This is a genomic window from Enterobacter cloacae complex sp. P40C2 (genome assembly GCF_014930695.1).
Taxonomy (GTDB): domain Bacteria; phylum Pseudomonadota; class Gammaproteobacteria; order Enterobacterales; family Enterobacteriaceae; genus Enterobacter; species Enterobacter pasteurii.
Genome location: NZ_JADBRP010000010.1, coordinates 132,628 through 155,255, shown reverse-complemented (window position 1 = coordinate 155,255; position 22,628 = coordinate 132,628). Strand labels below are relative to the sequence as shown.

General features: G+C 55.1%; 20 protein-coding genes and 1 tRNA gene. 11 read left to right on the top strand and 10 right to left on the bottom strand.

Features of this window, described 5'->3' with window-relative positions; genetic code table 11:
* The gene (gene dinB / locus IM304_RS17355) at positions 1-1,059 is read left to right on the top strand and encodes a DNA polymerase IV (protein ID WP_176678653.1); all 1,059 of its coding nucleotides are present in this window, start codon (positions 1-3) and stop codon (positions 1,057-1,059) included.
* 50 nt (positions 1,060-1,109) lie between these two features.
* Here dinB and pepD read toward each other — a convergent pair whose 3' ends face one another.
* On the bottom strand, positions 1,110-2,567 hold the full coding sequence (pepD, locus tag IM304_RS17350) for a cytosol nonspecific dipeptidase (RefSeq protein WP_193355710.1): 1,458 nt from the start codon (positions 2,565-2,567) through the stop codon (positions 1,110-1,112).
* A gap of 257 nt (positions 2,568-2,824) precedes the next feature.
* Between pepD and gpt the strand changes: the two genes are divergently transcribed.
* From gpt to crl, 3 genes are all read left to right on the top strand, one after another.
* On the top strand, positions 2,825-3,283 hold the full coding sequence (gpt, locus tag IM304_RS17345; protein ID WP_003863205.1) for a xanthine phosphoribosyltransferase: 459 nt from the start codon (positions 2,825-2,827) through the stop codon (positions 3,281-3,283).
* Positions 3,284-3,387: 104 nt separating this feature from the next.
* Positions 3,388-4,632 carry an esterase FrsA gene (gene frsA / locus IM304_RS17340; RefSeq protein WP_193355709.1) on the top strand — a complete coding sequence of 415 codons (1,245 nt, stop codon included), beginning with the start codon at positions 3,388-3,390 and terminating at the stop codon, positions 4,630-4,632.
* 56 nt (positions 4,633-4,688) lie between these two features.
* Complete coding sequence (crl, locus tag IM304_RS17335; RefSeq protein WP_148420213.1) at positions 4,689-5,090, top strand: sigma factor-binding protein Crl; 402 nt, start codon at positions 4,689-4,691, stop codon at positions 5,088-5,090.
* Between the two features lie 108 nt (positions 5,091-5,198).
* Here the strand turns inward: crl and phoE are convergent, their stop codons facing one another.
* Positions 5,199-6,251 carry a phosphoporin PhoE gene (phoE, locus tag IM304_RS17330; RefSeq protein ID WP_148420214.1) on the bottom strand — a complete coding sequence of 351 codons (1,053 nt, stop codon included), beginning with the start codon at positions 6,249-6,251 and terminating at the stop codon, positions 5,199-5,201.
* Positions 6,252-6,555: 304 nt separating this feature from the next.
* On the opposite strand from phoE, the gene proB reads away from it, so the two are divergent.
* From proB to IM304_RS17315, 3 genes are all read left to right on the top strand, one after another.
* Complete coding sequence (gene proB / locus IM304_RS17325) at positions 6,556-7,659, top strand: glutamate 5-kinase (protein WP_063451759.1); 1,104 nt, start codon at positions 6,556-6,558, stop codon at positions 7,657-7,659.
* 11 nt (positions 7,660-7,670) lie between these two features.
* Entirely contained in the window at positions 7,671-8,924 is a 1,254-nt protein-coding gene (gene proA / locus IM304_RS17320) for a glutamate-5-semialdehyde dehydrogenase (protein WP_193355708.1), read from the top strand.
* Positions 8,925-9,035: 111 nt separating this feature from the next.
* Positions 9,036-9,111, top strand: a tRNA-Thr gene (locus tag IM304_RS17315).
* A gap of 487 nt (positions 9,112-9,598) precedes the next feature.
* Here IM304_RS17315 and IM304_RS17310 read toward each other — a convergent pair.
* The 6 genes from IM304_RS17310 to IM304_RS17285 all read right to left on the bottom strand — a co-directional run bounded on the left by IM304_RS17310 (position 9,599) and on the right by IM304_RS17285 (position 15,579).
* Positions 9,599-10,345, bottom strand: coding sequence for a cyclopropane-fatty-acyl-phospholipid synthase family protein (locus tag IM304_RS17310; protein WP_193355707.1), 747 nt, complete (start codon positions 10,343-10,345; stop codon positions 9,599-9,601).
* Positions 10,346-10,355: 10 nt separating this feature from the next.
* Positions 10,356-10,613 (bottom strand): YjhX family toxin, encoded by a 258-nt coding sequence (locus tag IM304_RS17305; RefSeq protein WP_193355706.1) that lies wholly within the window; start codon positions 10,611-10,613, stop codon positions 10,356-10,358.
* 281 nt (positions 10,614-10,894) lie between these two features.
* Positions 10,895-12,832, bottom strand: a complete 1,938-nt coding sequence (locus tag IM304_RS17300; protein ID WP_193355705.1) for a bifunctional diguanylate cyclase/phosphodiesterase — start codon at positions 12,830-12,832, stop codon at positions 10,895-10,897.
* A 17-nt stretch (positions 12,833-12,849) separates the two neighbouring features.
* Complete coding sequence (locus IM304_RS17295; RefSeq protein WP_148420218.1) at positions 12,850-13,344, bottom strand: molybdopterin-dependent oxidoreductase; 495 nt, start codon at positions 13,342-13,344, stop codon at positions 12,850-12,852.
* A gap of 204 nt (positions 13,345-13,548) precedes the next feature.
* On the bottom strand, positions 13,549-14,760 hold the full coding sequence (locus tag IM304_RS17290) for an L-dopachrome tautomerase-related protein (RefSeq protein ID WP_193355704.1): 1,212 nt from the start codon (positions 14,758-14,760) through the stop codon (positions 13,549-13,551).
* 24 nt (positions 14,761-14,784) lie between these two features.
* The gene (locus tag IM304_RS17285; protein WP_193355703.1) at positions 14,785-15,579 is read right to left on the bottom strand and encodes an SDR family NAD(P)-dependent oxidoreductase; all 795 of its coding nucleotides are present in this window, start codon (positions 15,577-15,579) and stop codon (positions 14,785-14,787) included.
* Positions 15,580-15,677: 98 nt separating this feature from the next.
* On the opposite strand from IM304_RS17285, the gene IM304_RS17280 reads away from it, so the two are divergent.
* Together IM304_RS17280 and IM304_RS17275 are read left to right on the top strand one after the other, a co-directional pair.
* Complete coding sequence (locus tag IM304_RS17280; RefSeq protein WP_193355702.1) at positions 15,678-16,577, top strand: LysR family transcriptional regulator; 900 nt, start codon at positions 15,678-15,680, stop codon at positions 16,575-16,577.
* A 16-nt stretch (positions 16,578-16,593) separates the two neighbouring features.
* Positions 16,594-17,103, top strand: a complete 510-nt coding sequence (locus tag IM304_RS17275) for a hypothetical protein (protein WP_193355701.1) — start codon at positions 16,594-16,596, stop codon at positions 17,101-17,103.
* A gap of 30 nt (positions 17,104-17,133) precedes the next feature.
* On the opposite strand, the gene IM304_RS17270 is transcribed toward IM304_RS17275, so the two are convergent.
* Positions 17,134-18,918 (bottom strand): diguanylate cyclase, encoded by a 1,785-nt coding sequence (locus IM304_RS17270; RefSeq protein ID WP_193355700.1) that lies wholly within the window; start codon positions 18,916-18,918, stop codon positions 17,134-17,136.
* 114 nt (positions 18,919-19,032) lie between these two features.
* A complete protein-coding gene (locus IM304_RS17265) occupies positions 19,033-20,142 on the bottom strand; it encodes an AI-2E family transporter (RefSeq protein WP_176611085.1) in 1,110 nt (369 codons plus the stop codon).
* A 158-nt stretch (positions 20,143-20,300) separates the two neighbouring features.
* Here IM304_RS17265 and mmuP point away from each other — a divergent pair, with 158 nt between their 5' ends.
* Complete coding sequence (gene mmuP / locus IM304_RS17260) at positions 20,301-21,701, top strand: S-methylmethionine permease (RefSeq protein WP_148420223.1); 1,401 nt, start codon at positions 20,301-20,303, stop codon at positions 21,699-21,701.
* Complete coding sequence (mmuM, locus tag IM304_RS17255) at positions 21,688-22,620, top strand: homocysteine S-methyltransferase (RefSeq protein WP_193355699.1); 933 nt, start codon at positions 21,688-21,690, stop codon at positions 22,618-22,620. The genes mmuP and mmuM overlap by 14 nt, the downstream gene beginning before the upstream one ends.
* Positions 22,621-22,628: the final 8 nt, after the last annotated feature.

Genomic DNA, 22,628 nt, shown 5'->3' with positions numbered 1-22,628 from the left:
ATGCGCAAAATAATCCATGTCGATATGGACTGTTTTTTTGCCGCAGTGGAGATGCGTGACAACCCCGCGCTGCGGGACATCCCTATCGCCATTGGCGGCAGTCGTGTCCAGCGCGGTGTGATCAGCACCGCGAACTATCCTGCACGCAAATTTGGCGTGCGCAGCGCCATGCCGACGGCGATGGCGCTAAAACTGTGTCCGCACCTTACCCTTTTGCCCGGTCGTTTTGACGCGTACAAAGAAGCGTCGAGCCATATTCGGGAGATCTTCTCCCGCTATACCTCCCTGATTGAACCGTTATCGCTGGATGAAGCCTATCTGGACGTCACCGACAGCGTGCACTGCCACGGCTCTGCCACCCTGATGGCGCAGGAGATCCGCCAGACCATCTTCAACGAGCTGAATCTGACGGCGTCAGCCGGCGTCGCGCCGGTAAAATTCCTCGCCAAAATCGCTTCCGATTTAAACAAGCCCAACGGCCAGTACGTCATCACCCCGGAAGAGGTTCCGGCGTTTTTAAAAACGCTGCCGCTCAGCAAAATTCCCGGCGTCGGTAAAGTTTCCGCTGCGAAGCTGGAAAATATGGGATTACGCACCTGCGAAGACGTACAGCGAAGCGATCTGGCGATGCTGCTTAAGCGCTTTGGTAAGTTTGGCCGCGTGCTGTGGGAGCGCAGCCAGGGCATTGACGATCGCGATGTGAACAGCGAACGGCTGCGTAAATCCGTCGGGGTTGAACGTACGCTGAGCGAAGATATCCACGACTGGTCGGAATGCGAAACCATTATCACGGAACAGCTCTATCCGGAACTGGAACGACGCCTTATCAAGGTGAAGCCGGATTTACTGATTGCCCGGCAGGGCATCAAGCTGAAATTTAATGACTTTCAGCAGACGACGCAGGAGCACGTCTGGCCGCGTCTGAACAAAGAGGATCTTATTGCGACGGCAAAAAAGGCGTGGGAAGAGCGTCGGGGCGGGCGAGGAGTAAGGCTGGTGGGGCTGCATGTCACGCTGCTGGATCCGCAGCTGGAACGTCAGCTGGTGCTGGGACTGTAGGCGCGACGTTGTCTGCCCTCTCCCGGTGGGAGAGGGCGGGGGTGAGGGTGTTACTTCGCAGGAATGGCTTTCAGCAGTTCAGTCAGCAGCGTCCAGTAATGGCCGACGCTTTCAATGTGAACCTGCTCATCCGGCGAGTGCGGACCGGTGATGGTTGGCCCAATGGAAACCATATCCATATCCGGATACGGTTTCTTGAACAGACCGCATTCCAGGCCCGCGTGAATAACCTGAATGTTTGGCGTGCTGTTGAACAGACGCTGGTAAGTTTCGCGCACCAGCGCCATCACCGGGGAACTTGCATCCGGCTGCCAGCCCGGGTAGCTGCCTTTCGCAGACGTTTTTGCGCCCGCCAGGGTACCCAGAGATTCCAGCATGCTCACAACGTATTCTTTACCGCTGTCGATCAGGGAGCGGATCAGGCAGATGATCTCTGCGCTGTCGTCGCCCATGGTCACAACGCCCACGTTCAGTGAGGTTTCCACCACGCCTTTCGCGACGTCAGAGTTACGGATCACGCCGTTTGGCGTTGCGTTAAGCAGCTGGACGAAAGCGTCACGGGACGGCACGGTCAGCGCGGCTTTATCCGTCGTTACGGACTCCAGCACCACCGTCAGGTTTTTCTCTTTCGCAGACAGTTCGTTTTTCAGGATATCCAGGTACACGCTGGAAAGCTTTTTCAGCTCATCCGCTTTCGCCGCTGGTACCGCTACGGTCGCAAAGGCTTCGCGTGGAATGGCGTTACGCAGGGTACCGCCGTTGAAGTCCACCAGGCGCAGATCCAGTTCAGCCGCATGGCCAGCCAGGAAACGTGCCAGCAGTTTGTTGGCGTTACCGAGGCCCAGGTGAATATCACCGCCGGAGTGACCGCCCTTCAGCCCTTTCAGCGTCAGCTTAAAGGTCTCGAAGCCAGCAGGGATCGCTTCGCGGCTCAGCGGCAGGGTCGAAATAAAATCAATCCCGCCCGCGCAGCCCATGTAGATCTCACCTTCTTCTTCGGAGTCGGTGTTGATCAGAATGTCTGCCTGCAGCCAGTTCGCCTGCAGACCGAACGCACCGTCCATGCCCGCTTCTTCGGTCATGGTCAGCAGCACTTCCAGTGGACCGTGTTCAACGCCGTCATCGGCCAGCACCGCCAGCGCAGAAGCCATACCAATGCCGTTATCCGCGCCCAGCGTGGTGCCGCGCGCTTTCACCCATTCGCCGTCGATGTACGGCTGGATTGGGTCTTTAGTGAAGTCGTGAACGGTGTCGTTGTTTTTCTGTGGAACCATGTCCAGGTGCGCCTGCAGAACCACCGGCTTGCGGTTTTCCATACCCGCGGTGGCAGGTTTGCGGATCAGAATGTTGCCAACCTGGTCGCGCTCAGCGTGCAGACCTTTTTCCTTCGCCCAGCCCATAATATGTTCGGCAAGCTGTTCTTCGTGATAGGAAGGGTGCGGAATAGAGCAGATTTTGGCAAAAATATCCCACAGCGGCTGTGGAGATAATTGAGACAGTTCAGACACGATAGGTCTCCTTGTCGATGCGCTGCAAAACAGTGTTGCAGGTCACAGGGTTAGCAGGTTAATAGTTACCACAAGACAGGCTTGCGAGATGCAACTGAGAATACCACTTTCTCCCGTGGCTGGTAGCATAAAGCATGTAAAAACTCAGGCTCGGGGCGCTTAACACTGGTTTTTAGTGCGTCAGATCTCTATAATCTCGCGCAATCTGGTTCACCCTCATTTTTTAAGCCGTATATAAACAGGCTGGGACACTTCACATGAGCGAAAAATACGTCGTCACCTGGGACATGTTGCAGATTCACGCACGCAAACTGGCTGCGCGTTTGATGCCTTCCGAACAGTGGAAAGGCATTATTGCCGTCAGCCGTGGCGGTCTGGTACCGGGGGCGCTGCTGGCTCGTGAGCTGGGTATCCGTCATGTCGATACCGTTTGTATCTCCAGCTATGACCACGACAACCAGCGTGAGCTGAAAGTGCTGAAACGTGCGGAAGGCGACGGTGAAGGCTTTATCGTGATTGACGATCTCGTGGATACCGGCGGTACCGCGGTGGCTATCCGCGAAATGTATCCAAAAGCGCACTTCGTGACTATCTTCGCAAAACCAGCGGGTCGCCCACTGGTTGACGATTACGTGATTGATATCCCGCAGGATACCTGGATTGAGCAGCCGTGGGACATGGGCGTGGTCTTTGTACCGCCTATCTCTGGCCGTTAATTTCAGTACGTAACTTTACACGCCCGGTTATGCCGGGCGTTGTTCTTTTTGCCCTGCCACGCGCTACAATGGTCTCCCTATGACGTATCCATGGAGGCAACGCAATGGCGCAGGCGAATCTCACCGAAACTCTCTTCAAACCCCATTTCAAGCACCCTGAAACGTCGACGCTGGTGCGTCGGTTTAATCCGGGGACCATGCCTGCTGTACAGTCAGCGTTAGATGGTAAAAACGTGCCCCACTGGTATCGCATGATTAACCGCCTGATGTGGATCTGGCGCGGTATCGACCCGCGCGAAATCCTCGACGTGCAGGCGCGTATCGTGATGAGCGAGACCGAGCGTACCGACAGCGATCTCTACGATACGGTGGTGGGCTACCGCGGCGGGAACTGGATCTACGAATGGTCGAAGCAGGCCATGCTCTGGCAGCAAAAAGCCAGCCAGGAAGAGGATGCCACGCTCAGCGGCAAGCACTGGCTGCATGCGGCGAACCTGTACAGCATTGCCGCCTACCCGCATCTCAAGGGCGATGAGCTGGCGGAGCAGGCGCAGGCGCTGGCAAACCGGGCTTATGAAGAGGCCGCGCAGCGGCTGCCGGGCCGGATGCGTGAGATTGAGTTTGCGGTTCCCGGCGGCAGCCCGGTGACTGGCTTCCTGCATATGCCTGAGGGTGAAGGCCCGTTCCCGACGGTCCTGATGTGCGGCGGCCTGGACTCATTGCAAATCGACTATTACAGCCTGTATGAGCGCTACTTTGCGCCAAACGGGATCGCCATGCTGACGCTCGATATGCCTTCGATTGGCTTCTCTTCCAAATGGAAACTGACTCAGGATTCCAGCCTGCTGCACCAGCATGCATTAAAAGCGCTGGTAAATATTCCCTGGGTTGATCACACCCGGGTAGGGGCATTCGGCTTCCGCTTCGGGGCTAACGTTGCGGTACGGCTGGCTTACCTTGAATCTTCACGCCTGAAGGCGGTCGCCTGCCTTGGCCCGGTAGTGCATGCACTGTTAAGCGATCCGGCGCGCCAGGGCAGCGTTCCGGAGATGTATCTGGACGTGCTGGCGAGCCGACTTGGCATGCATGATGCTTCAGACGAAGCGTTGCGCGTGGAACTCAATCGCTATTCCTTAAAAACGCAGGGATTACTGGGGCGTCGCTGTCCAACCCCGATGATGTCCGGTTTCTGGAAGAACGATCCCTTTAGCCCGGAAGAGGAGTCGCGCTTAATCACCTCGTCATCTGCGGATGGTAAATTGCTCGAAGTGCCGTTCAGCCCCGTGTACCAGAATTTTGACAAAGCGCTGAAAGAGATTACACGCTGGATCACGCAGAGATTGTGTTAAAAGTTTGCTAAATTTCGTTGGTTTGGTAAAACAGTGCTTCACAAAAGGAGATCGTAATGACGTTACCGAGTGGACACCCGAAAAGTAGACTGATTAAGAAGTTCATGGCTCTTGGCCCGTATATTCGTGAAGAGCAGTGTGAAGAGAATCGCTTTTTTTTCGACTGCCTGGCTGTTTGCGTCAACGTGAAGCCTGCACCCGAAAAACGTGAGTTCTGGGGCTGGTGGATGGAAATGGAAGCACAGGAAAACCGTTTCACCTATAGCTACCAGTTTGGCCTGTTTAATAAAGACGGGTACTGGGAAGCGACGAGCATTAAAGATCGGGAAGTGATTGACCGTCTGGAACACACGCTTAAAGAGTTTCACGACAAGGCAAGCGCGTTGCTGGCCACTCTGGATCTCAAGTTCGAACCAGCGGATGACTTTTCCAGCGAAGCGGTAAAACTGAGCGCCTGATGGTCTTCTCCCTCTCCCAAACGGAGAGGGCGGGGTGAGGGCAACAGACCGCATTAATCCCCGCAATAAAAAAAACCGGCATTAAGCCGGTTTTTTTATTTCGCATGATTAGAACTGATAGGTCATGCCCAGCGCAACGATATCATCGCTGCTTACGCCCAGTTTATTATCGTCGTCGATCTGGTTGATTTTATAATCAACAAACGCGGACATATTTTTGTTGAAATAATACGTCGCGCCCACGTCGATGTATTTCACGATATCTTCGTCACCGATGCCCTCGATATCCTTACCTTTTGACTGCACATAGCCCAGAGACGGGCGCAGACCAAAGTCAAACTGGTACTGTGCGACTACTTCGAAGTTTTGCGCTTTATTGGCAAAGCCGCCGGAGATTGGCGCCATATTGCGTGTTTCAGAATAGATAGTGGCCAGATAAATATCGTTGGCATCATATTTCAGACCGGTTGCCCAGCCTTCTGCTTTTTTACCTTCACCGCGCGTCTGCAGGTTCTGTTCGTTGGTGCGGTCAGAGCTGGCGTACGCACCAATTACAGAAAAATCGCTACCGCCGAAGTCATAGCCCAGAGAGGTACCGAAGCCGTCACCGTTCTGCTTTTTCACGTCGCGGTTTTCATTTTTGCCCTGGTACTGCAGGGTCATATCAAGGCCGTCAACCAGGCCAAAGAAGTCAGTATTGCGGTACGTGGCCAGACCGGAGGCACGCTTCGTCATGAAGTTATCGGTCTGCGCCAGGCCGTCACCGCCGAACTCAGGGAACATATCGGTATATGCCGCGACGTCATACAGCGCGCCCAGATTACGGCCGTAATCAAAAGAGCCAAAATCTTTCAGCTTAATACCGGCAAACGCCAGGCGCGTCTTTTGAGAAGAGTCGCTTTCTGCTTTGTTGCCCGCGAACTCGGCTTCCCAACGACCATAGCCCGTCAGCCGATCGTTAATCTGGGTTTCGCCTTTAAAACCAAAACGAACGTAAGTCTGGTCACCGTCTTTAGCGTCATCATCACTGAGGTAGTGCATTGCTTTTACTTTGCCGTACACGTCCAGTTTATTACCATTTTTATTATAAACTTCTGCTGCGTGAACGGATGCGGAAGCAACTACGCCCATTACCACTAATGCCAGAGTGCTCTTTTTCATTTTCAATCCTGATATTTTAAAACGCGCTAATATTCGCTGAGCAATAAGATTCAACTTACTGCCCCGTGAAAAACAGGAAGGGTTTTATCGTCCGCGGGTGAAACTTTTATGACAAAGTAAGAATATGTCTAAAAAAGTATGTTTTAATTTTTCGGTAATAAAATTGTCAAAATCTGCCGCTACGCTTCCTGATCCTGCGCAACAAAGTGATTTCTGATGTGCTAAGGCAGTTGGCAACGGGGCTGACACCTGTTAAAACGTCTGACTGACATCATTTTCCCTTATTGTTGAATGGCAGAGAATCATGAGTGACAGCCAGACGCTGGTGGTAAAACTCGGTACCAGTGTGTTAACAGGCGGATCGCGCCGCCTAAATCGCGCCCATATTGTTGAGCTTGTACGTCAGTGCGCTCAGTTGCATGCCGCAGGGCATCGCATTGTGATTGTGACGTCCGGGGCGATTGCCGCCGGACGTGAACACCTGGGCTACCCCGAACTCCCCGCGACGATTGCCTCCAAACAGCTGCTGGCCGCCGTGGGACAAAGCCGACTCATTCAACTCTGGGAACAGCTGTTCTCCATCTACGGCATTCACGTTGGGCAGATGCTGCTGACGCGCGCGGACATGGAGGACAGAGAGCGCTTCCTGAACGCACGCGACACGCTGCGCGCGCTGCTGGACAACAATATTGTTCCGGTCATCAACGAAAACGACGCCGTTGCCACCGCTGAAATCAAAGTGGGCGATAACGATAACCTCTCTGCGCTGGCCGCGATCCTGGCGGGGGCCGATAAGCTCCTGCTCCTGACCGATCAGCAGGGGCTGTTTACCGCTGACCCGCGTTCTAATCCGCAGGCTGAACTTATCAAAGACGTTCACGGCATTGATGATGCGCTGCGCGCCATCGCCGGTGACAGCGTTTCTGGCCTGGGGACCGGCGGGATGGGCACCAAGCTGCAGGCCGCTGACGTGGCGTGCCGGGCCGGTATCGACACCATCATTGCCGCAGGCAGCCGCCCTGGCGTAATTGGCGACGTGATGGAAGGCATCTCTGTGGGCACGCGCTTCCACGCGCAGGCATCCCCGCTGGAGAACCGCAAACGCTGGATCTTCGGCGCGCCGCCGGCGGGAGAACTTACCGTGGACGAAGGCGCTACCGCCGCAATTCTGGAAAGGGGAAGCTCATTACTTCCAAAAGGAATTAAAAGCGTGACAGGTAACTTCTCCCGTGGTGAAGTGATCCGCATCCGTAACCTTGAAGGTCGCGACATCGCCCACGGTGTGAGTCGCTATAACAGCGACGCGCTGCGTCGGATTGCGGGCCATCATTCACAGCAGATTGACGCCATCCTGGGTTATGAATATGGCCCGGTTGCCGTGCATCGCGATGACATGATTATTCGTTAAGGAGCCAGAACATGCTGGAACAAATGGGCGCAGCTGCGAAAGCCGCCTCTTACAAACTGGCGCTCCTTTCCAGCCGCGAGAAAAACCGCGTGCTGGAAAAAATCGCTGACTATCTGGAATCTCAGTCGCAGGAGATCCTGCTCGCTAACGAACAGGATCTTCTTGAAGCGCGTCGCAACGGCCTGAGCGACGCGATGCTCGACCGCCTGGCGCTGACCCCGGCACGCCTGAAGGGCATCGCCGACGACGTGCGTCAGGTGTGCAACCTCGCTGACCCGGTAGGGCAGGTGATTGACGGTGGTGTGCTCGACAGCGGGTTACGTCTGGAGCGTCGCCGCGTGCCGCTTGGCGTTATCGGCGTGATTTATGAAGCCCGTCCTAACGTGACGGTGGACGTTGCATCCCTGTGCCTGAAAACCGGTAACGCCGCCATCCTGCGCGGCGGGAAAGAGACCTGGCGCACCAACGCGGCGACGGTAAAAGTCATTCAGCAGGCGCTGGAAGAGTGCGGCTTACCGGCGGGGGCCGTACAGACGATAGAAAGCCCTGACCGCGCGCTGGTGAACGAGATGCTGCGCATGGACAAATACATCGACATGCTGATCCCACGCGGCGGCGCGGGTCTGCACAAGCTGTGCCGCGAGCAATCCACCATTCCGGTGATCACCGGCGGGATTGGCGTATGCCATATCGTTGTGGATGACACCGCAGAGGTAGAGCCTGCGCTCAGGATTATCGTCAACGCCAAAACCCAGCGCCCAAGCACCTGTAATACGGTAGAAACGCTGCTGGTGCATCAGGGCATTGCGAACGCCTTCCTGCCTGCGCTGAGCAAGCAGATGGCAGAAAGCGGCGTCACGCTGCACGCGGACGAAAATGCGCTTGCCCTGCTGAAAGACGGCCCGGCGACGGTGGTTCCGGTTAAGGCGGAGCAGTATGACGATGAATTTTTGTCCCTGGATCTGAACGTGAAGGTGGTTGCCGATCTCGACGACGCCATTGCGCACATTCGCGAACATGGAACCCAGCATTCTGACGCGATCCTGACGCGCACCCTGCGCAATGCCGATCGTTTTGTGAATGAGGTGGATTCGTCTGCGGTTTACGTGAATGCCTCCACGCGCTTCACCGACGGTGGCCAGTTTGGTTTAGGCGCGGAGGTGGCTGTCAGTACCCAGAAACTCCACGCCCGCGGTCCGATGGGGCTGGAAGCACTGACCACCTACAAGTGGATCGGCTTCGGTGACGATACCATTCGTGCGTAAATAATCACGGGTGATGCAAAAATAGCCGTTTGATTCAAAAGGGCATTGACGCATCACCCGGTTAGATCTACTCTTTTGCCCCGTGGTTACACTCGTAACCGGCCTCTCAGGGCCGATATAGCTCAGTTGGTAGAGCAGCGCATTCGTAATGCGAAGGTCGTAGGTTCGACTCCTATTATCGGCACCATCTTCTGATTTTCTCTTTTCTACTCAACTCTATAAAACCATTAAAATCTCATAAATTGTCTGGTTAAGGTTTGAACATACCTATTGAAACCTGATGTGCGGTTTTATGGTTGGGTAAACCGAAAGGTAAACAAAAAACATTCTGATAAACTGATTTAGTCACTAATGACTTTCGCAAAGGGATACGAACCCTAAAGTCATCATCTTTTGGCACCTCCTTGGCTAAAAGGATTGGGAGAAAGCGTGCCACAATACTTCGGCTGGATTGCTGTGAAAATTATCTTCATCATTTTCTTGCAGTAGCTGATCAGATTAAACAGAACGCCGTAACCCTTTACATCATCCTTAAATAAGCCAGCTTTCATTATCTTTTTTTTGCAGTGAAAAACATTCAATAGGGAACAAATTTTTTTTCGTAAAATGCTTTGTTTTCGTTAAAAACCATAGAAATGGCGGCATACCCCTAAGACTATACCGCCAGCCCCACATTATCGTGCCATTAACGCAAACACGCCCCAGCCAATGTATTCCCGCGTATAGGTCACATGGCGTTCAGGCGCTATTGTCAGCTCCGCCCGAATCTCCTCGGCAAAACCATCGTCGGGGTTTTCCTCCAGCCAGCGACGCATGGTCATCCATTTCGCGGCTTCGTATCTGTCCCAGCCTTCCTGATCTGCCAGCACCATTTCCACCAGGTCATAGCCCTGCTGAGCGAAAAATGCGACAAGGCCGGGCAGGGTGAGAAAGTCTGCGACAGACGTGACGCCGCAGGCCTGAGCTATCTCTTCCGTCGCGGGAACCTGACGCCAGTACGGTTCGCCGATGAGAATCAGCCCGCCGGGCTTAAGGCTCTTTGCCAGTAGGTCGATCGTCCCGGCGACGCCGCCTGCAATCCATGTTGCACCTACGCAGGCCGCCACGTCGCATTTTTCATTCGCCACGTAGCCCGCCGCGTCGTTATGAATAAAATGGACGCGTTCGCTGACGCCGAACTCTTCCGCGCGGCGCTTTGCCTGCGCGGTAAAGAGCGGGCTCATGTCGATGCCGGTGCCGGTCACGCCGTAGTCACGTGCCCAGGTACACAGCATCTCTCCCGAGCCGCTGCCGAGGTCAAGAACGCGCGTGCCCGGCTTCATGCGTAGCACGCGGCCCAGCGTGGCATATTTGTCTGGCGTGAAGGGGTTATGAATGCGGTGTTCACTTTCGCTGATAGTAAAAATACGTGGGATATCCATAAGCCTTTCCTTAACGATTATCAGGCTGGGCGCGAACGTTGTTCAGCCCGGTGGTATTAATGCGGTAGGGCTGACCGTTAACGGATATGATCAGCTTTTTGGTTTTGAGCTTTTTGAAAACGGCGAGCGTGCAGTCGGCCAGCAGCAGTCCTTCGCGGCTGTAGCATTCAACGGCGGTAACGCGGCCGGACGTATCGCGAACGTGCACGATATGGCCACCTTTGGCGAGAACGTGTAAGGTACGCTGTTCCTGACGGGATAAATTCATACTGGAAAACCTGTTTAATCATCATGTGCAAACGTGCAAACACACGGCGGTGTCCGCATACGATTTCAGCGCATTGATAATCAGTCCGGCCTGAAGGGGCAGGGAGCTGACTATCGGATGATTACATTCTCCAGCATCAAAGCCTCGGGTTGAGTTGAGAGGTATTTACGGCGTGAATAATAACACCTGGTTTTTGTAAGTGAATAACCGGAGCTGAAAAGTGTGATCCCGGTTGGCGCCTGCGGGCGATGCGTTATGTTTAGCCAGCTGAGCTGATGGAGTCATTGCAGGCCGCGCTTAATTTTACTGTCGACCTCAGGCAGTGGTTTACTGAAAAGGTATCCCTGCACCAGCTCGCAACCCAGCGCCTGTAGACGCTCAAGCTGCTCTTCGGTCTCAACGCCCTCGGCAATCACCCCCATGTTAAGGCTTTTGGCCATACCGGTAATAAGCTTCACAATATTAAGCGCATCTTCCTGCGTGGAGATTGGATTGACAAAAGATTTGTCGATTTTGATTTTATCAAAATTCAGCTCGCTGAGACGTGAGAGCGACGAATAGCCCGTCCCGAAATCATCGATTGAAATTCTTACGCCCAGTGAGCGTAGCTTTTTGAGAATGGTAATAGGGTTATTTCTGTCGCTGAAGAGTGAAGACTCTGTCACTTCTAGCTCAAGGCGATTGGCCGGTAGCCCGGTCTCCGTCAGAATAGACTGCACCATGGTAATAAACGATTTGCTGCCCAGCTGAACAGGCGAGACATTCACGGAGATCATTGCCGGAACGGCCCACGAAGCCGCTTCCCTGCAGGCAAGCTCAAGCACCGTTTTACCAATCTCGTTGATCATGCCTGTTTTTTCAGCGGCAAAAATAAAGCGATCCGGGGACAGCATCCCCTTTTCGGGGTGACTCCAGCGAATGAGCGCTTCATAGCCGTAGATCTCCTTGCTGAAGGCGTTGACGATAGGCTGATAATAAATAACAAACTCATTATTCTTTATTGCCTTTGCCATATCAATTTCAAGGTTTCTGCCTTCCTGCAATTTTTGCAACATCCGTTGCCGGAAGACTTTAATCTGCTGTGAGCCTGCCTTTTTGGCTTCATAGAGGGCCAGATCGGCGAACTTATACAGATAATCAGCGCGTCGTTCATTATCTGATAAAACAATGCCTACGCAGGTGGCAATTTTTATAAGCTGGTTATTAATCGTGTAGGGCTTGCTGATATTCTCGCTGATTTCTCTTGCGCGCGAAACGGCAGCGCTTTCGGTTAGCCCACTGGATAAAAAAGCAAACTCGTCTCCGCCTAAACGGTAAAATCTGTCTGAAATGCTGCTCATGGCGGTCAGGCGTCTGGATACCTGGCGTAACAGTAAATCGCCAGCATCATGCCCATAGGTATCGTTGACCTCTTTGAACCGGTCTAAGTCAAATAACATCACCGTGACGGGGGCGTGATTTTCTTCGGCCTCAAGATTGAGTTTGCTGAGGTCATCCCAGAAGTACAGACGGTTTTTCATGCCGGTGAGGGAGTCATGGTAAACGTCATACTCCAGCTTTGTATTCTGAATCTGTAGCGTTTCTTTTGATAACTGAAGTTCTTCTGCAAGACTTTCAACCTGCCTGTGCGCTTTAAGGATGTTTTTATTTTGATAGATTGTTAAAAAGCCCAGAATAATACTCAAAATAACCAGCAGTAAAGAGAGTGCTGAATAGATATAATACAGGATCTGTATTTTATGGTTGGTGTTGTTAATCGTGCTTATATCTTTCGTTAACGCGCTTGATGATAGCTGGCTGAGTGGCGCATCCAGCAAATGCATGGTTTGCAGGTATGCTTTTACGTCCGAATGGCTCATCTTTTCGAGATTAGCATCCAGATAGGTAAGTATTTTATCAAGGCTTAACGCGAGGTCGCGATGCGCTTGATCGTTTTTAATATAATGTCCTAAATCACCCTCCTTAAATAAATCATTCTGGCTTAGCATAATTTCCAGGCGCATGCGGACCTGGTCTACCGTAACGTCATCGGAATCGGTTGCGTACAGACCAAGCCATGATTCAAAGCGGTAATATTCGGATACCAGCTGGGCGACAGACCATGACTCCGTGTAATGAGTCAGTTTTTGAAGCTCCTGCTGTCGGTCATAGACAAGAAAAGCAATATAGCCAGTTGTAATAAAAAGAGAAAAAATGATACCAACCAGTATCCTGTTCATTATGTTCTCCTGAACTGCTATTCAATCTTCATCTTGCTGACCTGCCATGCCGATCGCGAGTAATAAATTTGATTATTGAGTTCAGGAAGACTGTCATACGGATAAACAATGAATGCCGGACCTTTATCGCGGATGCGCATATATTCGCCATTAACCTTTAGAGCAAGTATGGCGTTGTATTTTTTAAAGTCGCTGAGCGGGATGGCTGTCGCGTAATCATTAAGCGCAATAACATTAACCACGTTACCCTTTGCGCCGACATAATCCATGAGTTTGCTCATCGGAACACCCTCAAACTTAGTGCGGCCATTATACCAGGGAGACGATGTCTGGAAACTCACCACACCCAGCTTTTCAAGACTGGCGATATCAAAAACGGCTTTTCCATTTTCATTCGTGTTCTCGATATTACCGTAAATCGTTAAAATGGGTTTACCAGCAGGTTTTGGCAGCTCACCCGCCAGGGTGACGCTTTGTACTAAAAAGCAGCACAGCATTAGGATTAATCGCATTTCAGCCTCCACTTTTTAACTTAAGTATAAGAATTATAATTTAGTTATCCTACTAGTTTATATATTTTCTCTCTCCACTCGTTTATCCATCATGGTCAGGATGTAAAAACGCCACCCGTCGGGTGGCGCTGCGGTATTTAGCGATTATTTGTCCGGGCAGGAAAGTCGTTCAGCCGGGGGGAGCAGAGGCTTTAAGGCCGTTCGTTACCGGATCGGAACGGCTTTCTCCGGCGTCAAGGCCTTTGCCGGTAAACGCCATAGATCATAGCGTTCCTCCCCGGCCTTAACCGCTCCCGCGAAATGATCGTTCAGCCGGCTGGAGGTGAAAATCAGATCGCCATCAGGGCGGATCGTCGGCGTGTCGGGCCAGTAGACGCCTTCGTTCGACGCGAGCGGTGACATCGCTTTGCTGACGGGATCGTACCTGACGATACCGTTACGGGTGACGTCTGTAATGTAGAGATTGCCCTTCGCATCGGTCACGATCCCGTCAGTGTTGCCCCCCACGTCACCCAGGTCCTCAATTCGGGACGCGATTTGCGCATCGGTCGAACCCGGCTGTCGCAGGATTGCCGTCGGCAGCGCGTAGGCATGGGTTCCCGTCGTGACTGTCCAGTACAGCGTACCTGCATCCGGTGAGAGCGCAATGCCGTTGATGCCAATCAGCAACGGTTTACCCGGCCATACCTCGCGTCCGTGTGCGACAACCTTTACGCCCGGCACGTTCAGCAGGGCAGGGTGCCGGTCCAGTACGCGCCGGGCCTTGCCGGTGGTGAAATCAACGATGATAAGGCCAGCACGATTGTCAGGCGCGCTGCGCGATCCGCTGTCGGAGATATAGGCGACGCGGCGACGCTCATCAACGGCTACGTCATTAAGGAAACTGGCCTTACGATCGGCCACGCCATCAAGAGCGATGCGTTTGATGGTGCGCCCTGAGTTCAGATCCAGCACCACCAGTTTTTGCGAGCCCGCCGGAGATTCCGCTTCTCCCGCGACGAAGCCCATATCCAGCGCCCATAGCCAGCCGTTATTGCGATCGATATAAAAACCGAGGACGTTGCGCAGGCTTTGCCCGTAAGGCCCGTCTACCGCATTTCCCTCGCGTGAGGGGAATGCGGTCAGGCGTGCCGGGCCCGACGAAACCGCGGTATCCAGAACGCTCAGCGTGGCGGGCGCGCCGGCGGATACCAGCCGGGGGGTACTGACGTAGGCTGTGCCTTTTGCATCAAAGTGGATCCCGGCGATGGGGGCATTCACCGACCCGGAAAACGCCGCTGGGGCTGCCGCGCGATCGGCCAGATCCCAGCTTACGCCAGCATAGCTGCGCCAGCGTTCAAGGAGTGCGCCACTGGCCGCGCTCGTGAAAGACAACAGCGCCACCACCGCGATGGCGGGCAAACTACGTTTAGACATGTCTATACTCCGGTGAACTCACTGTTACAGAATGGAGCGGAACGTGCCGCCTTCAACGCGCACCGCAGCTCCGTTAGAGGCCGCGCCAAGCGGGCTTGCCAGCAGCGCAACCATTGCGGCTATCTCGTCTGCTTCGATCATTCGCGCAATCAACGAGCTGGGACGGTAGGTCCTGAAGAAATGTTCTTCGATTGCCCGATCGGTCATCCCCGGTTCAGGTGCGGTCTGGCGAAGATACTCAATGATGCCGTCGGAGCGAGTCGCCGAAGGAAGAACGCTGTTCACCGTTACGCCAGTGCCTTTGGTCAGCTCTGCCATACCGCGCGAAACGGCGAGCTGTGCAGACTTGCTGACGCCGTAATGCACCATGTCTGGCGGCGTGAACGCGCCAACTTCACTGGACATAAAAATCACCCGGCCCCAGCTGCGTTCCAGCATGCGCGGGAAATAATGCCGGGACAGGCGAACCCCGGACATAACGTTAATATCGATCATGCGCAGCCACTCTTCGTCTGTGATGTCGGCGAAAGGCTTAGCTTCGTAAAAACCCAGATTATTAATAAGAATGTCGGTATCCGGGCAAGCCGCAAACAGCGCTTCGGCACCCTCAGCGCTTCCCAGATCTGCGATAACGGCACTTACCGGCACGCCAGGCGCGGCGCTGCTGATATCGGCGACGGCGTTTTGCAGCTTCGCCTTTTCACGTCCGGTGATGGTCACCGCAACGCCTTCTCGCGCCAGCGTGCGGGCAATGGCCAGGCCAATCCCTGCCGTTGCGCCTGTAACAAGGGCTGTCTTACCGCTGAGTTGAAGATCCATAATTTTTACCTTCTGATGATGTGTGAGGCCACTTTACTCATCGCTCAGCGGGGGATAAATTAGCGAAATTGAAAAACATTTGTTCGTGAAAGAGCAAAATGAGCCGAAAATTTGATTATCTTGGCGATGTCGAAGCCTTCATTACCGTTGTTGAGCACGGCTCATTTACTGCCGCCGCGGTTGTCCTCTCAACCACGCCCTCGGTACTGAGCCGTGCAGTTACCCGCCTTGAAGCGCGCCTTGGGCGTCAGCTACTGCAGCGCACCACCCGTCGTGTAGGGCTAACGGATGCAGGGCGCGTGTATCTGGAGCAGGCGCGCGCGGCGTTTTCTCTGCTGGATGAGGCTGAACGTGAAGGACGGGGGCAGGAGGGCAACTTAACGGGCCGCGTGCGCATGAGCGTGCCAACCACCTACGGGCACTACCGTCTGCCCTCCCTGCTGGCACGCTTTGCCCGACAGTATCCGCACGTTAAGGTCGAGCTGAACATTACCAACCGCAACGTCGACCTGATCGCCGAAGGATTCGACCTCGCGATACGTTTGGGCCAGATGCCCGACAGCGGCTTAGTCGCCCGTAAGCTGGAGGATGCCGCGCTGGTACTGGTCGCGTCACCGGATTATATCCATCGAATGGGAAACCCTCAGACGCTGGAGGAACTACGGTTGCACATGTGTTTGCCGTTTATCCTGCCGCGTACCGGTCGCATTGCACCGTGGGTATTTCGTGAAGACGGGCGCGATATTGACTGGCTGCCCGTTTCTTCCGTCGAAACGTCAGAGGACGTGCTTGGCGTGGTTTCCCTCGCTGAACAGGGGATGGGGATTTGCCAGAGCTATGCGTTTATCGTCCAGGAGAGGATCCAGCGGGGCCAGCTCGTTGAAGTGCTTCCGACGCTGCGGGGGCGGTCGCGGCCTTTCTCGGTGATCTACGCGCCACACCGACGTCAGTCGGCGGCCGCCCGGGCAATGATTGATCTTCTGACCGCGCAAAAATGACAAGGACGCCTCTACTATGAAAAAAAAGGCTTACCCGTATTTGATCCCAGCGATCGTGGGAGCGGCGGCACTGTTATGTGGAGTGATTGTCTGGCGAGCAGAAATTTATCGCGTAACCTTTCTCAATACCCGAGGGGCGCTGTGCGTTGTGATTGGTACAGGCCTGCTGACAATATTCCTGATGTCCATCGTATTCGCGAAGGGTAATCTCAAAGGTAAGCCCATTTCTGACTATCTGAAAGCCTGCCTCGGCGCCGTCCTTTTAAGCTATCCTGTTGCCGTTTTCATTGTTATTACCGCAGCCTGGATGCTGGATGGAGAACAATCCGCCTGGAGCGAACCTTACCGCTATTCCTCGGGCGGCCGACACAGCTGTGAGGGAGCGGTGGTCAATGAACCAGAATTGAAAAATGAGATCCGTGTCTGTAAGCCGTTGGGGAATTATTCGTCCGATAATATCCTGTACGTTGAAAAGCGGAGTAATGCACTGGGAATTGTGGTCCTTTGGGCAATAACGCGCCCCTGACAGGAGAGTGCCAGTGGAAAGGTACTTCTGCTAGCCCGACTCCAGCATCCCAAAGCTGACAATCCTCGCGCGCCCCAGCTCTTTCGCCCGGTATAGCGCGACGTCCGCCGCGCGCAGCAGATTATCGCCCTGGGCGTGCTGGGGATAGCTGGCGATCCCGATCGAAACGTCCACCGGGCCAATTTCCGAAAGCCCGTAGCGCAGCGAAAGCGCGTGCACGCCGTTGTAGATCTCCGTTGCGGCGGCGTGCGCTGCCTCCTCATCCGCGCCGGTGAGAAGCGCCAGGAACTCTTCGCCACCGTAGCGGAAGGCCAGCCCGGTATCGTGTACCGCCCGTTGAATAATGGCTGCCACGCTTTTGATCACCAAATCGCCGGCCTCATGACCAAAGCGGTCATTAATGCTCTTGAAGTGATCGATATCGATCATCAGGCAGCTTACCGGCTCATCGTTACGCACGGCCTGCTTCATTTGAGTACGTAACGTATCCTCCAGATGGTGGCGATTACGCAGCCCCGTCAAGGGATCGAACAGGGCTTTTTCCAGAAGAGCATCCCGCAGCCGCTGGTTGGCCAGCGCCAGACCCAGCGCCTCGGCCATCAGTTCCAGATAGGCGCGGGACGGCGCGGTTTCAGGCGTGATGTTCTGGAACGAGAGCAACCCAATCGCCTCGCCCTGAGCAATTAAGGGAACGCACAGCGATTGCCGTGCCTGGGATTCAGGCAGATGATAACAGCCAATATCCGGCTCGCCGTTCACCGGCGGATGGCTTTGACCACGCCGGACGGCCCAGCATTCATCAGGATGGAACGGCTTTTTATCCCCTTCAGGCGACAGCCATTCGGCCGCGCAGCGCATCTGCCACGGATCGCGCTCCAGAATATACAGACGCCCGGAAACCCCCGGCGCGATATTGGGCCCAAACAGCTCCGCCACATTCATCACGTCGGCAAAGTTTTCACAGCCCTGCAGCCGCTGGGTCATGCGCGCCAGCAGCTCGCGGATGGCCCAGTCAGCATCGCGCTCTTTTTCCAGCCGCTGCCTTGCCAGCCCGTTCTCGCGGAAGATGCGGATGGCCTGCGCCATATCGCCTATTTCATCAACCTGGGTGAAGTTCGGCGTTTCGACGGCGTAATCCTGGAATGCCAGACGATGAACCACGTCACTCAGACGCACCACCGGACGGAGCACGCGGCGCTTGAGGATAAAGCCCATCACAAACAAGAAGAGCAGGGCGGTCAGGCCGACCATCACCTCAGAGGCAGTGCGAAGCGTTTTCGACGTTTTGGTTGCAGCCTGCACGTCGGCAATAATGCGCTTGTCCAGCAGCATGCGAAAGCGTTCAATATTGTTCTGCGCCCGTTCAAGCTCCAGCTCATAGCTCTTACCAAAAAGCAGCGCAACGGCCTGCTGTTCTTCGCCCCGTGCGATGCCGTCAATGGCTGCCTGCTGTTCATCCTGGAGTTCGTCAACAATTTTCAGACCGTCATACAGCAGCGCCAGCTCTTCGCCCGATGCCCCCGTGTTTTTGAGCTGGCGCAGCGTGTGTTCAATATTCTTTAGCTCAGCTTCTTTCGCCTGGTATTTCTCCAGCACGTCGGGCTCTTTTTTGATGACGTAAAGGCGCGCCAGATCGGAGAGCATCCAGGTATCTATCTCGATCTCTTCCGTAAGCTGATCGAAGACCTGGCGTTGCTTAACGGCTTCACGTTCGATGTTGTCGGCGTGGGAAGCCATCAGCATGACGATGCCGGAGGCAATGGTCAGGCACACCGTGACGCCATAAGCCCAGTTTGTGATCGTGGCGATTCGCACCTGTTGGTTTCCTCTGCGACAAAAATGGAAGAGCGTTCTTTTAAGATTATAGAAAACCGCTGATTTATGGCGAAAAAAAAGGCGGCACGGGGCCGCCTTTCAGAACGTCTGCTTTCAGAGATCCCGAGGGTTTCTTCCCTCTTCGATAAAGTCTGCGTCCAGCTCCTCGGCATTGCCTTCGTGATCGCGCCCGGAGAAGAGGTTCCAGCAGGCGATAAACAGGGCGGCAATCAGCGGCCCAATCACGAAGCCGTTAATGCCGTACAGCTCCATGCCGCCGAGCGTGGTGATCAAAATCAGGTAGTCCGGCATTTTAGTGTCTTTGCCCACCAGCAGCGGACGTAATAAGTTATCGACCAGCCCGACGACGATCGCAAAGAAGCCAACGATGAAAAGGCCCTGCCACAGCTGGTGGGTGGCGAACAGGAAAATGGCTGCGGGAACCCAGACGATGGCCGACCCGACGGCGGGCACTAGAGAGAGGAACGCCATCAGCGCGCCCCACAATACGCTGCCGTCAATACCGACAATGGCAAAGGCGATACCGCCAAGCGTGCCCTGAACCACGGCCACAACCGCCGTGCCTTTTACCGTGGCGCGCGACACGCCGACAAACTTGGCGAACAGGTGCTGCTTAACGAAGTCAGACAGCGGTAGCGAATCGAGGATCTGGCGCACCAGATACGGCCCGTCTTTCAGCAGGAAAAACAGCAGATACAGCATAATGCCGAAGCTGATGGCAAAGCCGAACGTGCCTTTACCAATCAGGAACGCGCTGCCCGCCAGATACTGTCCGCCCTGTAATGCGACATCGGAAAGTTTTTTCTGGATCTGCGCGGCGTTGGTCAGGTTGTGATCCGCCAGGAAACCGCTGGCCCAGTCCGGCAGGCGGTTGAAGATCCCTGCGACCACCTCAGGAAACTGCGTGTTGTTCTGTTGCAGCTTGGTGTAGACCACATTCAGCTCCAGCGCGAGCGATGAAAGGATCGCCATCAGCGGAATAAAAACAATCAGGCAGATAATGCCGAGCGTCAGGAGCGACGCCAGCCCGTTACGATCGCCCAGCGCGGTACGCAGTTTGTTTTTAACCGGGTTGAAAATAATCGTCAGGATCGCGGCCCACAGGATCGCCGAGAAATAGGGGGACAGCACGTCAAAGAAGGCCCAGGTAACGAGGGCGAGGATGAAGATGAAGAAACCTTTGGTCAGTCCGTTAAAGCGCATAGTGAGTCCTGGTGTAGAAGAAACTGTGTCGACTATAGAACCGATTTACGTATTTACCAATAATTGCGCCGATGCGGAGTCGGGTGGCTTTTTGTTAACAATCGCGGTATAACACCTTATCTTTGGATGTTTAGATGTCCATACGTTTAGAAGGTAATATGCAAACACAACAAGAAAACGGGCAGCTTAAGCGCACCATGAAAACCCGCCACCTGATTATGCTCTCGCTGGGCGGCGTGATTGGCACAGGGTTATTCTTCAACACCGGATACATTATTTCAACGACCGGCGCGGCGGGCACGCTGCTGGCGTACCTGATCGGGGCGCTGGTGGTCTGGCTGGTGATGCAGTGTCTGGGCGAGCTCTCCGTGGCGATGCCGGAAACCGGGGCGTTTCACGTCTACGCCGCTCGCTATCTTGGCCCGGCGACGGGGTATACCGTGGCCTGGCTCTACTGGCTGACCTGGACGGTGGCGCTCGGGTCGAGTTTTACCGCGGCCGGGTTCTGTATGCAGTACTGGTTTCCGCAGGTACCCGTCTGGACGTGGTGCGTTGTCTTTTGCGCGGTAATTTTTGGTCTTAACGTGATTTCCACGCGCTTCTTCGCGGAAGGGGAATTCTGGTTCTCGCTGGTCAAGGTTGTCACCATCGTCGCCTTTATTATTCTCGGCGGCGCGGCCATCTTTGGCTTCATCCCGATGGCGGACGGATCTGCCGCGCCGGGGCTGAGCAACATAACTGCCGAAGGCTGGTTCCCGCACGGCGGCCTGCCGATCCTGATGACCATGGTGGCGGTTAACTTTGCCTTCTCCGGAACGGAGCTTATCGGCATCGCGGCGGGTGAAACGGAAAATCCGCACAAGGTTATCCCGGTGGCCATACGCACCACCATCGCGCGGCTTATCATCTTCTTTATCGGCACCGTGTTCGTGCTGGCGGCGCTGATCCCGATGCAGCAGGCTGGGGTCGAGAAAAGCCCGTTCGTGCTGGTGTTTGAAAAAGTCGGCATTCCGTATGCGGCTGATATCTTTAACTTCGTGATCCTGACGGCAATCCTCTCGGCGGCGAATTCCGGCCTGTACGCGTCTGGGCGCATGCTCTGGTCGCTGTCTAACGAGAACACGCTGCCGCGCTGCTTTGCCCGCGTTAACAAAAACGGCGTGCCGCTGACGGCCCTTTCCGTTTCCATGCTCGGCGGGGTGCTGGCGCTGTTCTCCAGCGTGGTTGCGCCGGACACGGTGTTTGTGGCGCTGTCCGCTATCTCCGGCTTTGCGGTGGTGGCGGTGTGGATCAGCATCTGCGCGTCGCACTTCGTGTTTCGCCGCCGTCACGTGCAGTCCGGCCAGCCGCTATCCGCGTTGCAGTATCGCGCGCCATGGTATCCGCTGGTGCCCGTGCTCGGCTTTATCCTCTGCCTGGTAGCCTGCGTCGGCCTGTGGTTTGACCCCAGCCAGCGTATTGCCCTTTATTGCGGGCTTCCGTTTGTCGCCCTGTGTTATGGTGCGTACTACCTGACCCGAAACCTGACAACGCAGGAGCCTGAACATGTCGCAGAATAATCCGCTTACCGCCCTCCTTGAAAAGCAGCCGTTTGTGGTGCTGGATGGGGCAATGGCAACGGAGCTGGAAGCGCGCGGTTGTAACCTTGCCGACAGCCTCTGGTCGGCCAAAGTGCTGATGGAAAACCCTGAGCCGATCCGCGACGTGCACCTCGATTACTACCGCGCGGGTGCACAGGTGGCCATCACCGCCAGCTATCAGGCCACGCCCGCAGGCTTTGCCGCTCGCGGGCTGGATGAGGCGCAATCCCGGGCGCTGATTGGCAAAAGCGTGGAGCTGGCGCGTAAGGCGCGCGAAGCGTATCTGGCGGAGAACGCGCAGGCGGGCACGCTGCTGGTTGCGGGATCCGTCGGCCCTTACGGCGCGTACCTGGCCGATGGCTCTGAATATCGTGGCGACTACGTGCGTAGCGCTGAAGAATTTACCGCCTTCCACCGTCCCCGCGTGGAGGCGCTGCTGGATGCGGGCGCGGACCTGCTGGCCTGTGAAACGCTGCCCTCTTTCGTCGAAATCAACGCGCTGGCCGCGTTGCTGACCGCCTATCCCCGCGCCCGGGCATGGTTCTCGTTTACCCTGCGCGATAGCGAGCATCTGAGCGACGGTACGCCGCTGAAAGAGGTGGTCGACGCGCTGGCACGCTATCCGCAGATCGTGGCGCTGGGCGTCAACTGCATCGCGCTGGAAAACACCACCGCGGCGCTAAAACACCTGCAAAGCCTGACGGCGCTGCCGCTGGTGGTCTATCCAAACTCGGGTGAGCATTATGATGCGGTGAGCAAAACCTGGCATCATCACGGCGAAGCCTGCGAAACGCTGGCGGGGTATTTACCGCAGTGGCTGGAGGCAGGCGCGAGGCTGATTGGCGGCTGCTGTCGGACCACGCCGAAAGATATCGCTGAGCTTAACGCGCAGCGCTGATACCTCAC

Bases quoted from the DNA above. Each gene is read 5' to 3' on its own strand.
- IM304_RS17280 (WP_193355702.1), top strand. From the start codon at position 15,678: ATGAGCCGAAAATTTGATTATCTTGGCGATGTCGAAGCCTTCATTACC.
- proB (WP_063451759.1), top strand. From the start codon at position 6,556: ATGAGTGACAGCCAGACGCTGGTGGTAAAACTCGGTACCAGTGTGTTA.
- crl (WP_148420213.1), top strand. From the start codon at position 4,689: ATGACGTTACCGAGTGGACACCCGAAAAGTAGACTGATTAAGAAGTTC.
- IM304_RS17310 (WP_193355707.1), bottom strand. From the start codon at position 10,345: ATGGATATCCCACGTATTTTTACTATCAGCGAAAGTGAACACCGCATT.
- frsA (WP_193355709.1), top strand. From the start codon at position 3,388: ATGGCGCAGGCGAATCTCACCGAAACTCTCTTCAAACCCCATTTCAAG.
- IM304_RS17285 (WP_193355703.1), bottom strand. From the start codon at position 15,579: ATGGATCTTCAACTCAGCGGTAAGACAGCCCTTGTTACAGGCGCAACG.
- mmuP (WP_148420223.1), top strand. From the start codon at position 20,301: ATGCAAACACAACAAGAAAACGGGCAGCTTAAGCGCACCATGAAAACC.
- IM304_RS17290 (WP_193355704.1), bottom strand. From the start codon at position 14,760: ATGTCTAAACGTAGTTTGCCCGCCATCGCGGTGGTGGCGCTGTTGTCT.
- phoE (WP_148420214.1), bottom strand. From the start codon at position 6,251: ATGAAAAAGAGCACTCTGGCATTAGTGGTAATGGGCGTAGTTGCTTCC.
- IM304_RS17300 (WP_193355705.1), bottom strand. From the start codon at position 12,832: ATGAACAGGATACTGGTTGGTATCATTTTTTCTCTTTTTATTACAACT.
- dinB (WP_176678653.1), top strand. From the start codon at position 1: ATGCGCAAAATAATCCATGTCGATATGGACTGTTTTTTTGCCGCAGTG.
- mmuM (WP_193355699.1), top strand. From the start codon at position 21,688: ATGTCGCAGAATAATCCGCTTACCGCCCTCCTTGAAAAGCAGCCGTTT.
- IM304_RS17305 (WP_193355706.1), bottom strand. From the start codon at position 10,613: ATGAATTTATCCCGTCAGGAACAGCGTACCTTACACGTTCTCGCCAAA.
- proA (WP_193355708.1), top strand. From the start codon at position 7,671: ATGCTGGAACAAATGGGCGCAGCTGCGAAAGCCGCCTCTTACAAACTG.
- gpt (WP_003863205.1), top strand. From the start codon at position 2,825: ATGAGCGAAAAATACGTCGTCACCTGGGACATGTTGCAGATTCACGCA.
- IM304_RS17265 (WP_176611085.1), bottom strand. From the start codon at position 20,142: ATGCGCTTTAACGGACTGACCAAAGGTTTCTTCATCTTCATCCTCGCC.
- IM304_RS17275 (WP_193355701.1), top strand. From the start codon at position 16,594: ATGAAAAAAAAGGCTTACCCGTATTTGATCCCAGCGATCGTGGGAGCG.
- IM304_RS17295 (WP_148420218.1), bottom strand. From the start codon at position 13,344: ATGCGATTAATCCTAATGCTGTGCTGCTTTTTAGTACAAAGCGTCACC.